The organism is Pseudarthrobacter sp. HLT1-3, assembly GCF_059383535.1.
On the sequence record NZ_JBWZCJ010000015.1, the window covers coordinates 85723 to 97226 of the forward strand.

9 protein-coding genes are annotated in these 11504 nt (G+C 67.0%); all 9 read right to left on the bottom strand.

Annotated features, from left to right (window positions below):
• Positions 1-60 precede the first annotated feature (60 nt).
• Positions 61-1086 carry an MraY family glycosyltransferase gene (locus tag AC50X9_RS13895; RefSeq protein ID WP_494894339.1) on the bottom strand — a complete coding sequence of 342 codons (1026 nt, stop codon included), beginning with the start codon at positions 1084-1086 and terminating at the stop codon, positions 61-63.
• Complete coding sequence (locus AC50X9_RS13900; protein WP_494894340.1) at positions 1083-2957, bottom strand: nucleoside-diphosphate sugar epimerase/dehydratase; 1875 nt, start codon at positions 2955-2957, stop codon at positions 1083-1085. Before AC50X9_RS13900 ends, AC50X9_RS13895 begins: the two co-directional genes overlap by 4 nt.
• A gap of 171 nt (positions 2958-3128) precedes the next feature.
• Positions 3129-4085, bottom strand: a complete 957-nt coding sequence (locus AC50X9_RS13905; protein WP_494894341.1) for a glycosyltransferase — start codon at positions 4083-4085, stop codon at positions 3129-3131.
• Between the two features lie 6 nt (positions 4086-4091).
• Positions 4092-5000: a glycosyltransferase gene (locus tag AC50X9_RS13910; RefSeq protein WP_494894342.1), complete on the bottom strand. Its 909-nt coding sequence runs from the start codon at positions 4998-5000 to the stop codon at positions 4092-4094.
• A gap of 1 nt (position 5001) precedes the next feature.
• Positions 5002-5802: an L-threonylcarbamoyladenylate synthase gene (locus AC50X9_RS13915; RefSeq protein ID WP_494894343.1), complete on the bottom strand. Its 801-nt coding sequence runs from the start codon at positions 5800-5802 to the stop codon at positions 5002-5004.
• A 36-nt stretch (positions 5803-5838) separates the two neighbouring features.
• Positions 5839-6711: a peptide chain release factor N(5)-glutamine methyltransferase gene (gene prmC / locus AC50X9_RS13920; RefSeq protein ID WP_494894344.1), complete on the bottom strand. Its 873-nt coding sequence runs from the start codon at positions 6709-6711 to the stop codon at positions 5839-5841.
• Positions 6712-6723: 12 nt separating this feature from the next.
• Complete coding sequence (gene prfA / locus AC50X9_RS13925) at positions 6724-7797, bottom strand: peptide chain release factor 1 (protein WP_494894345.1); 1074 nt, start codon at positions 7795-7797, stop codon at positions 6724-6726.
• A gap of 193 nt (positions 7798-7990) precedes the next feature.
• The gene (gene rho / locus AC50X9_RS13930) at positions 7991-10192 is read right to left on the bottom strand and encodes a transcription termination factor Rho (RefSeq protein WP_494894346.1); all 2202 of its coding nucleotides are present in this window, start codon (positions 10190-10192) and stop codon (positions 7991-7993) included.
• 323 nt (positions 10193-10515) lie between these two features.
• The gene (gene thrB, locus AC50X9_RS13935) at positions 10516-11502 is read right to left on the bottom strand and encodes a homoserine kinase (protein ID WP_494894347.1); all 987 of its coding nucleotides are present in this window, start codon (positions 11500-11502) and stop codon (positions 10516-10518) included.
• Positions 11503-11504 lie beyond the last annotated feature (2 nt).

Below are 11504 nucleotides of genomic sequence, written 5' to 3' on the forward strand. Positions count from 1 at the left end.
ATGAATTCTACACGAGATAGAACATGGCGGCGTCCGGCTGGACTTGGCACCGCCTTCGGCCTAGGACACCGGTATCCGGGTGACCTTCCGGCGCCGCCGGAAATGCCGGATCAGGTCCGGCGAGGCCAGATAGAGCGCCAGGACGGCAAGACTTCCGGCGACACAAAGCACCACAACGGGCAGCGCTGCCGTGGCGGCGATGAAGCTAAGCACGGTGACGGCAGCGGTGCACACTGCGACCGTGCCGGCCGACTGCAGGTGCGAGAAGCCGACGTCGGTCAGCCGCTGGTATACGTGCTCGCGGTGGGACGCATACCACCGCTCGCCCGCAGTGATCCTGCGCAGCAGGGTATAGCCGGTGTCGGCCACGTAGACCAGGATCGGAGCCAGGACGTATTCCACATATACCCCGCTGAAGAAACCTGCCACGGCCAGGGCCGCCACCGAGGCGCCGAGCAGGTAGCTGCCGACGTCGCCCAGGAAGACGGAACCCCGGGACAGGTTCCAGGGCAGGAAGCCCAGAAAGGCCATGGCCAGCACTGCGCCCCCTGCAGTGAGCCACGGCTGTCCGGACAGCTGCCCGGCCACGGCATAGGCCGAGCCCGCGAGGACTCCATGGAAACCGGAGATACCGTTGACCCCGTCCATGAAGTTGGCAATGTTGATATAGGCGGCAATGGCCAGCGCAGCCAGCGGCAGCCACCAGAAGGACTGGCCGGTGAGGAAGATCAGGGCGGCAGAACCGGCGGCACCGATCCCCAACTGGGCGGCGGCGCGGCCACGGATGGAAAGGCCACGGAGGTCTTCGATCCAACCAACCGCCGCGCTTGCCACGATGATCGCCAGGACCAGGAGGAAAACTGACCGGTCCACCGTCACTGCCCCCAGGACGACGGCGGCCGCGTAGCCAACCGCGGTGGCCAGGGACACGGCCACCCCCATGCCACGGATCGTGGTCCGGGCGTGCGATGACCGTGCCGACGGAACGTCCACGACGCCCATCCTGACGAGCCATGGTTTGACCGCGAACGGAAGCAGGACGCTCGCCAGCAGGGTAATCGCGGCAGCGACCAGCACGGGCATCATGACGCCACCCTCATGTTGTCGCCCGGTTCGTCGGCTTCCTCGTCCGGGATCAACGCGATGTCGATGCCCTGCTCGGCCTCGCAGCGGGCCAGCCAGACGTCGATGTCCAGCCCGGCCGGATCCTGTTCGTGGGCCCTGGTGTGCGAAATCTTGGGGTGCAGGGGGCGCTCGTCCAGCTCGCCCGTGCCGACGAGTTCCTCGTGGAGCTTTTCGCCGGGCCGAAGTCCGGTGTAGACGATCTCGACCTTCTTGCCGGACATCGCGATCATGCGCTGGGCGACATCCAGAATCCTGACCGGCTCCCCCATGTCGAGGATCATGACTTCGCCGCCGCGTCCGATCGCGCCGGCCTGGATGACCAGCTGGCAGGCCTCCGGGATCGTCATAAAGAACCGGGTGACGTCGGGGTCCGTGACGGTCACGGGCCCGCCGACCCGGATCTGTTCGGTGAAAAGCGGCAGCATCGAACCGCGGCTGCCCATCACATTGCCGAACCGGACGGAGACGAATTTGCGGCCGGTCTGGCCGGCCATCCAGGCGGCCAGCTTTTCGGCGACGCGCTTGGAATGGCCAAGCGCCGTCGTCGGGTTCGCTGCCTTGTCGGTGGAGATATTCACAAAGTGTGAAACACCGGCGCGCTCGGCCGCCAGGAGCACGTTCAGGGTGCCCAAAACGTTTGTTTTCCAGGCCTCGATTGGATACTGCTGCAGCAGCGGCGCGTGTTTGAGGGCGGCGGCGTGGAAGACCACCTCGGGGCGGCGGTCCGCGAAGATTTCCTGGAGGGCGGCCCCGTCACGGATGCTGGCCAGGACCGTGTCCCGGCCAGCGAGCAGTCCGCGGCCGGTGATGGAGATCTGGGTGTGCTGCAGCCCTGTTTCGTCGTGGTCGAGCATGATCAGTTCGGCCGGTGAAAACTGGACGATCTGCCGGCACAGCTCGGAGCCGATGGAGCCGCCGGCTCCGGTGACCAGGACGCGCTTGCCCTTGATGTAGCCCGCGATCTCATCGACCTTGATGTCGACCGGCCGTCGCCCGATCAGGTCCTCGACGGCCACGTCGCGGAAATCGGAGAAACCCTCAGGGGCGCCGCGGCCGAGCATGTCCCTCAGCGGGGGGAGGACCAGCACCCTGACATTCATCCCGGCGACAGCATCTGAAATCCGCCGGACGACGGAGGCCTCGACATTGGCGAAGGCCAGCACCAGCACGGTGGCGCGGGTGCGGCGGATGATGGCCGGCAGGTCGTCGCCGCGGCCCAGGACCTGGACGCCGGTGAGCCGCAGGTGTTTCTTGGTGGGATCGTCGTCAATCAGCCCAACCGGGAAATACGGCGAATCGGCGTCCTGCAGCATGCGCGTCAGCAGTGAGTTCCCGAGGAAGCCGGCGCCGTAGATCAGGGTGTTCTGGGCGCCGTCGCTGGGACGGTTCTTGCCCTCGACATAGAGCCGTTTAACGTAGCGGGCGGCTCCCATAAAGAGGCAGGCGAACGGGAAGGCGATGAGCCCGACGCTGCGGCCGATCCCAATGGCCTCATAGAGCACCAGCAGGCTCAGGGTGATGGAGGCGGCCACAATGACGGTGACGAAGACGAGCGCCTTGGCTTCCTGGAAGCTGCCGAAAGGATACCTGCCGCGGTACAGCGCCAGCGCATAGCCGGCAACGGCCTGCACCACGATGGCAATGGCCATGATGATCATGGCACTGACAAGCTGTTCTTCCCGGATGCCCATTTCGTAGCGCAGCAGCAGGGCCAGGACGATCGCCACGACCCACGACATCGAGTCGAGGAAAAGCTGGATCCAGATCCAGAGCGGGGGCTTTTTCTCGTCCAGTGCTGCGGCAGGTTCGCGCGCTTCAGATTTTGTAGTCAACAGAGATTGCAACCGACTTCCACTACCACGGCGGCCATGCGCCTGTTTCAAAAATTACCCGGCGTACGCTGTCGGACAGTACCCGGGTCTCCCACGATACTAATCGCTGTCGCGACGGAAACCCGGGTCCGTGCCGGCCGGACGGGGCTGGTTACGCGTCCCGGGCTTGCGTCAGGCGGGTTCCGGTCCCGCCGCGGGGGGTACCGGCGGCATCGGCTGCCAGCTCCGGTCGGCGAGGATGCCGCGCGATTCGCGCCAGCCCTGCCACAGCGCACCGGCGCCCTTCAGGCTGCGTTCAACCAGCACCAGTCGCACAATTTCCTTCAAATACGTCAGGGCCGTCCCGGCGCCGAATCCGAGCCGGTTGTACTTCCCGTACACGCGCAGGTACTGCGCCACGTGCCCCCGGTTCCGCATCACGTAGCGCCGGCTCAGGTCCGAAGAATCGTTGAGGTGGCGCAGGCCCAGATCCACCTGGCGCTGGGCCCGGACCTTTTTGATGACAAAGGCGTTCACATAGACCACCGGCATCCGCTGAGCCGCGAGCCAGCCGTAAATGAGGTCGTCCCAGGTGATGAAGAACCGCGGGTCCGGCAGCCCGATGTTCCGGGCCAGGGGCGCCTTGATCAGCATCCCCTCGAAGTTCCCCACGTTGGTGCGGAAAACCTCGGATTTGCGGAAGACATCGCCCGAGACGGGCAGGAAGACGCCGAGCGCCTCGACGAAATGGTGCTGCCAGAAGAAGGGCTTCCCGGCCGCATCGTAGCGGCGGCCGATCATGCAGGAGTAGTCGGCGGTGAACTTGTCCAGCGCTTCGACCGCCCCGGGGAGCACCTCGACGTCGTCGTCCATCAGCCACAGCCAGTCGGCACCGGCCGCGAGGGCCAACTCGACGCCGCGGGAGAAGCCGCCGGAGCCGCCCACGTTCGCGGGCAGCCGTACGTACTGGATCGGCAGTTCCCCGGCGGCAATGGCGCGGGAGGCAACCTCCGCGGTGTGGTCGCTGCTGGCGTTGTCCACGATAACGATCCGGTCCGGCCGGGTGGTCAGGCGGCTGAAGGAGTCGAGCAGGTTCTGCAGGAAGTCGGCACGGTTGTAGGTGACGACGACGGCAAACAGGTTCTTCACGCCGGCCTAGCTGTTGCTGGACATCAGTTGGGCGGGTGAGCCGAAGCCCTTTCCGCGGAAACCCGTGGAGTAGGCGCGGAACCAGTGCGCGAGGCCCTTGAGGTCGCCGGTCTTCAGGAAGTAGTACGGGAACCCCACGATGTCCGCCCCGAACCAGCGCAGATTCCGGTACTTCCGGGTGAGGTAGCCGCGGTTGCGGAAGTAGCAGTACCGCTTGAAGTCGCCCTCGGGGATGACCGGGGTGATGAAGCCGCCGAAGACCGGCTTCATTTCGGTCCAGGTGGCCGGGTGCCGGACGGCGACGGTGGCCAGCGTGCCGTACTTGAGGCCTGCCTTCTTCACCCGGGACAGGAAGTCGACCTCATCGCCGCGGATAAAGAACTTTACGTCGGGGATGCCGATCTTGTAGAAGACCTCCGTGCGGATCAGGGCGCCGTTGAAGAAGTGCACCATGTCCGGAAGATAGCCCATCGGGGCCAGCCGGGAGCGGTCGTTGGTCAACAGTCCGTTGATCCGGAAATTGAACGAGAGCCGGTCGGGGTCGGCGGTGGCGGCGACGAGCGGGCTCACGATATCGAGCTGGTGCTCCTCGGCGGTCTTGAGCAGCTCGGCGAGGCAGCTCGCGTCCTCGGGGTGGCCGTCATCGTCCATCATCCAGATCCACTCCGCGCCGCTGGCCATGGCGGCCAGGATCGCGTAGGCGAATCCCCCGGCACCGCCGAGGTTGGCCTCGGAGCGCAGGTAGTTGATGTTGTCCCCACCGGCGTTGACGACGTCGGTTGCCGGGACGGTGCCCGAGTCCACGAGAGCGATGGAGTGGATGGGGGCGGTCTGTTCGGCCAAGCCCTTCAGGAGGAGGGTGAGTTCCTCGTGGCGGTCGAAGGTTACTGCCGCGACGGCGACTTTGGGCTGCATGTCAGTTCCTCGGGAAATCGTCGGCGGCGGTGGTGCCAGAAGGGGCGGCGTTAAAATCGTCGGCGTGAGTAGTTACGGGGGTCCCGGTTTCGGGGGTCCCGGTTTCGGCCGCGGTTTCGGGCGTCCCGGCGGCGGCAGCTTCCTCGCCGAAACCGAGCAGTTCCGGGACGACCTCGCGGAGCCGCGCCAGGCTGATGGCGCCCTGCCGGACCACGCGCAGCGGTACGGCGGTGGCATCAACGATGGTGGACGGCAGCGCGTCGGTCCCCTCGGCCGGGCGCGGCCCGCCTTCAAGGTAGACCTCCACCGACTCCGCCAGCTGGGCCTCGGCCTCGGCGGCGGTCTGGGCCGCGGCCTGGCCCGTACGGTTCGCCGAGGAGACAGCCAGCGGCCCGGTCAGCGTCAGCAGGTCCTGGGCGACGTCGTCGGCCGGGATCCGCAACGCGACGGTGCCCCTGGTTTCGCCGAGATCCCAGTCAAGGGACGGCTGGGCGTGCAGAATGAGGGTCAATCCGCCGGGCCAGAACGCTTCGGCGAGGCGCCGGGCCTCGGCCGGAACGTCGGTGGCGAGACCGTCGAGCGCGTTGAGCCGGGGAATCAGGACGGGCGGCGGCATCTTGCGGCTGCGGCCTTTCGAGGCCAGCAGCAGGGTCACTGCGAGGGGGGAAAACGCATCGGCGGCGATCCCGTACACGGTGTCCGTCGGGAAGACGACGCACTTGTGCTCCCGGATGGCCCGCTGGGCGTGTTCGAGTCCTGCAGCGCGTTGCTCGGCTGCCGTGCAATCGTAGCTAGTCGTCACTGGCCTATTCTTTCATCACGTTGGGCGTTGCCCCGGTCACTGCAGGGCGGCCGGGTCGGCGAGGACGGCACTGGTGGCCCGGTCCTTGCCGTTGAGGTCTTGATGGGTTGACACCGCGGTCCACAGCCCGGAGCGCTCCAGCATCGCGGCAATCGCGCCGGCCTGGACTTCGGCGTGTTCCATCACGAAGTAGCCGCCGGGCAGCAGCAGCCTGGCCGCGGAGGCAGCGGCCGCCGTCGGGAGTTCCATGCCGTCTGCTCCCCCGCCGTACAGCGCCTCGGGCGGATCGTGCAGCGCCACCTCCGGTTCGGTGGGAACCGCTTCGGCAGGGATATAGGGGGGATTGGAGACCACGACGTCGAAGGTCCCGTTGTGCCCGGGCAGGGCATCGCGCAGATCACCCCGGACCAGCTGGACACCGAGGGGCAGCAGGTTCCTGGCGGCCCAGGCGTGGGCAAACTCGCTGAACTCGACGGCATACACCTCTGCGCCGGGAACCTCGTGCGCGATCGAACCGGCGATGGCCCCGGAACCGGTGCCAAGATCCACGACCTTGGGATGCGCCATGCCCTGCAGCCGGTCAATCACCAGCTGCACCACGGATTCGGTTTCCGGCCGGGGAATGAACACTCCCGGCCCGACTGCCAGCTCCAGGTAGCGGAAATGCGCGACGCCGGTGATGTGCTGCAGCGGGATGCGCTCGGCCCGCTCGGCAACGAGATCCCGGTAGCCGTCCGGGGCGGGGGTGTCACCGAGCATCAGGGCACGGAGCCGGCCGAGCCCGACGCCCAGCAGGTGCTCGGCGAGGAGTTCGGCGTCGTTCCGTGGGCTCGGGACGCCCGCGGCGGCCAGGACGGCGGTGGCCTCGCGGACGGCGTCCGCGAGGCGCTGCCCGGTTCCTTCTGTCATCACAATCCGGGATCAGTCGCCGATGGCGTCGAGGCGGGCCTGTTCGTCCATCTCGATGGCCGACTGGATCACCGGTTCCAGGTCGCCGTTCATGACCTGGTCCAGGTTGTACGCCTTGTAGCCGGTGCGGTGGTCCGCGATCCGGTTTTCCGGGTAGTTGTAGGTCCGGATCCGCTCCGAGCGGTCCATGGTGCGGATCTGCGACTTGCGCTGGGCCGAGTTCTCGGCGTCGATCTGCTCCTGCTGGTGCGCCAGGATGCGGGCGCGCAGCACGCGCATGCCGGCCTCGCGGTTCTGCAGCTGCGATTTCTCGTTCTGCATCGCCACCACAATTCCGGTGGGAAGGTGGGTGATCCGGACGGCGGAGTCGGTGGTGTTCACGGACTGGCCGCCGGGGCCGGAGGAACGGTAGACGTCGATTTTGAGATCGTTCTGGCTGATCTCGAGTTCTTCGGGCTCATCCACTTCCGGCAGCACGAGGACGCCGGCGGCCGAGGTGTGGATCCGGCCCTGGGATTCCGTCACAGGAACCCGCTGCACACGGTGCACGCCGCCTTCGAACTTGAGCCGTGCGTACACACCCTCGGCCGGATCGTTGGAGTTGCCCTTGATGGCGACCTGGACATCCTTGTAGCCGCCCAGGTCGGATTCGTTGGCGGAAATCATCTCGGTCTTCCAGCCGCGTGATTCCGCGTACCGGGTGTACATCCGGAGCAGGTCGGCCGCGAACAGCGCGGCCTCGTCGCCGCCCTCGCCGCCCTTGACTTCGAGGATCACGTTCCGGGCATCGTCCGGGTCGCGCGGGATCAGGAGCCGGCGCAGCTTGGCGGCTGCCGTTTCCAGCGCGGCCTCCAGCTCGGGCACCTCGGCGGCGAACTCGGGGTCCTCCCCCGCCATTTCCTGGGCCGCCGCAAGGTCATCCTGGATGGCGTGCCAGGCATGGTACGCCTCGACAATGCCGTTCAACTGGGCCGATCGCCGCCCCAGCTTCCGGGCAATCTTCTGGTCGGCATAAACAGCAGGATCCCCAAGCTGTGCCTGGATGGCGTCATGCTCATCCAACAGGCCCTGTACGGACTCAAACATTTTCCAAACCTCTTTCGACTCTCTCAAGTCTAGTTACTGCAACGCGGGGTCACTTACGGCCCATCCCGGATGCCCCGATGGGCTCTAGGTGACCCCGCGTTGCGTGTGAAGCGGAGGGACCGGTTAACGCAGGAACCGCTCGGGGAATTGGCGGCCCGGGAAGGGCCGCCAATTTCCGAGCGGTTCCGCGTCGCTACTTGTCGTTATCGGACTTCGCACCAAGCGTCGTCTTCTGCACCTGCATGAGGAACTCGACGTTGCTCTGGGTCTCCCGGATCTTGTTGGTCAGCAGCTCAAGGCTCTGCTGCGTTTCGAGTCCGGAAAGGACGCGGCGCAGCTTCCACATGATCTTGACTTCCTCGGGGGACAGCAGGTTTTCCTCGCGGCGGGTACCGGACGCGTTGACGTCCACAGCCGGGAAGATGCGCTTGTCCGCGAGCTGGCGGGACAGGCGCAGTTCCATGTTGCCGGTGCCCTTGAACTCTTCGAAGATGACCTCGTCCATCTTGGAGCCGGTCTCGACGAGCGCGGTTGCCAGGATGGTGAGCGAGCCACCGTTTTCGATGTTGCGGGCTGCACCGAAGAAGCGCTTCGGCGGGTACAGCGCAGCGGAGTCGACACCACCGGAGAGGATACGGCCGGAAGCCGGTGCCGCCAGGTTGTAGGCGCGGCCCAGACGGGTCATCGAGTCCAGCAGGACCACAACGTCCATGCCCATTTCCACGAGGCGCTTGGCACGCTCGATGGAGAGTTCGGCCACGGTCGTGTGGTCGTCGGCGGGACGGTCGAAGGTGGAGGCGATGACCTCACCCTTGACGGTGCGCTGCATGTCCGTGACTTCTTCGGGGCGTTCGTCAACGAGCACCATCATGAGGTGGACCTCAGGATTGTTGATCGTGATGGCGTTGGCGATGGACTGCAGGATGAGCGTCTTGCCGGCCTTGGGCGGCGAAACGATCAGGCCGCGCTGGCCCTTGCCGATCGGGGCAACCAGGTCGATGACGCGGGGGCCGATCTTCTTGGGGTCCGTCTCGAGGCGCAGGCGCTCGGAGGGGTACAGCGGGACGAGCTTCGCGAATTCGACGCGGTCCTTGAGTTCCTCGGGGGTCTTGCCGTTGACCGAGGTGACGCGGACCAGGGCGTTGAACTTCTGCCGGGCGGTCTGCTGCTGGTTCGCCTGCTGGGACTCGCCTTCACGCGGTGCACGGATGGCACCAACGACGGCGTCGCCCTTGCGCAGGTTGTACTTCTTGACCTGGGCGAGGGACACGTAGACGTCGTTCGGGCCCGGCAGGTAGCCGGAGGTGCGGATGAACGCGTAGTTCTCCAGCACGTCCAGGATGCCGGCGACGGGCAGCAGGACGTCGTCCTCGGTGACCTCGACGTCGTCGACGTCCGGTCCCTGGACGCGTCCGCGGCGGCGGTCGTTGCGGTCGTTGCGGTCGCGGAAGCGGTCGTTGCGCGAGGTGTTGTCTCGGCTGTCCTGCCCGCCGGAGCGCTCGGGACGGTCGTTGCGGTCGCGCCGGTTGCGGCGGTTCCGGCGGCTGCCGCCGTCGCTGTCGTCAGTGTCGCGGGCGTTGTCCCGGCCCGGAGCGTTGTCACGGCTGGGAGCGTTGTCGCGGCTGCCTGCAACCTCGTCGCGGCCGCCACGGGTGCGGGTGTTCTCACGGCGCTGGCCGTCTTCGCTGCCCTGTTCAGCCTGCCGCTGCTCGGTGCGCTGTTCACTGCGCTGCTCGGAACGCTGTTCCGTGCGCTCGGCCTGGCGCTGTTCGCCGGAAGCCGGCTCGGCCGGGGCCTCAGTGGCCGGCGCGGCCTGGGCTGCACCCTGGCCGGCGGTCTGCACTGAGCCCTGTCCTCCGGACTGCTCGGCAGCTTCGCCGCGGCGGCGGTTGCGGGTCCGCGGCTGGCGGGTGCGGTCGCTGCTTTCCGTGCCGGTCTCGGCGGAAGCCACGGGAGCCTCCACTGCGGGAGCCGCGGCGGCCGGAGCCTCGGCTGCGGGGGCCGTGATGACACCGTCGCTGCCGGCGCGGCGGCTGCGGCCACGCCCACGGGCACGGGGGTTTTCCTGGGCCGGGGCCTCGGGCTCGGTGGCGGCAGCAGGCAGGGCTGCCGGCGCGGCGGCGTGGGCGACGGTGCCGTTGTCGGTCGCCTTTTCCGCAGCACGGGCCGGGGCCTTGCTCACGGGAGTACCGGCGCGGTGAGCGGAAATGGCAGTGACCAGATCGCCCTTCCGCATCCGGGAACCGCCGGAAATCCCCAGCTGGCTGGCAAGAGCCTGCAGCTGGGCGAGCTTGAGGCCGGCAAGGCCACTGCTCTTGGCGGGTGCAGCCGTTGACGATCCGGCAGCAGAAGATGATGTTTCCACAGCTGAAGACAGCTCAGTGGTTTCGGTCACGAAGGATCCTTCCCCCTCGACGGCGTCCAGACTAGGAGCTGGACGCGATGATTTGATCTGGGCTGCAGTTCAGATCTGCAGCCGGGATTTCGGCCTTGCCGGATGGATATTGGCCAGCACGGCCGGATAGAGCTTCACCTGGCGCGTTCCGATAGAGAAGGAACGGCGGACTGACGTTTCAGGGATGCAGAGAATATTCTGCGGATTCCTGCGTCAGACCAAAAGCAGGTGGCACCGGAAAGTATTGCGCAGTGAAAGATGAGAGAGGCAACAAGGCCAACATCGCGGTCTTTTGAACAGTAACTGAATTACCGCCTGCGTGATTACCGCCGGTGCACTTCCACTTTAGCACCTTCAACGTCCACGGCCAGCTTCATCACACGCCAGCCGACGTCGGGCGTGTTGCCGGCAGTGAAGGCGCCGATGAAGTCGACAGCGGCAGCGGCCTGGGCCTCCCCGTTGGCCAGAACCAGCACGGTCGGGCCGGCCCCGGAGACGACGGCAGCGAAGCCGGCCTGCCGCAGTGCGGCGATGAGGTCCGCGCTGGGCCGCATGGCCTCTGCACGGTAGCTCTGGTGCAGGTAGTCCTTGGTGCCGGCCAGCAGGAATTCCGGCTTCTGCGTCAGGGCGTGGATCAGCAGGGCCGCACGTCCGGAGTTCATCGCCGCCGCGTGGTGGCCCACCGAGGCGGGCAGCAGCGCCCGGGCGGCTTCGGTGGAGAGTTCAAAGTCCGGCACCGCGACCACCGGGATGACCGCGGAAGCGACGGCCGCGCCGGTGCTGCTGTACTGGTCACTGTCCTGCCACGACAGCGCCAGTCCGCCGAAAATCGCGGGTGCGACGTTGTCGGGGTGGCCTTCCATCTCACCCGTGAGCTGCAGGACCCAGTCCCTGTCCCGGCGGGAGCGCTCCGGAACGAGGGCATTGGCGGCGGTCACCGCGGCAACCACGGCACAGGCCGAGGAGCCCAGCCCGCGGCCGTGCGGGTTGACGTTGTCCGCCGTGATTCGCAGGCCCCGGTGCCGGAAGCCCAGCCGGTGCAGTGCCTCCGTGATGGCCCTGACCACCAGGTGGCTGGCGTCGCGGGGCAGGGATTCCGCCCCTTCGCCGCTGAGCTCGAATTCCAGCTCGCCGCTGTCCAGGGTTTCCACCGTCAGGGTGTCGAACAGCGTCAGCGCCAGGCCGAGGCTGTCATACCCGGGTCCGAGATTCGCGCTCGTGGCCGGCACGCGGACCGTCACGAGCTGCCCGGCCGGCACCGCCGGTGTATCGGCGGCGGACTCGGCCGGGATGGTGAGGGTGGTTTCCACGG

Excerpts from the sequence above, each read along its gene's own strand:
- AC50X9_RS13895 (WP_494894339.1), bottom strand. The coding sequence starts at position 1,086 with ATGATGCCCGTGCTGGTCGCTGCCGCGATTACCCTGCTGGCGAGCGTC.
- AC50X9_RS13910 (WP_494894342.1), bottom strand. The coding sequence starts at position 5,000 with ATGCAGCCCAAAGTCGCCGTCGCGGCAGTAACCTTCGACCGCCACGAG.
- prmC (WP_494894344.1), bottom strand. The coding sequence starts at position 6,711 with ATGACAGAAGGAACCGGGCAGCGCCTCGCGGACGCCGTCCGCGAGGCC.
- prfA (WP_494894345.1), bottom strand. The coding sequence starts at position 7,797 with ATGTTTGAGTCCGTACAGGGCCTGTTGGATGAGCATGACGCCATCCAG.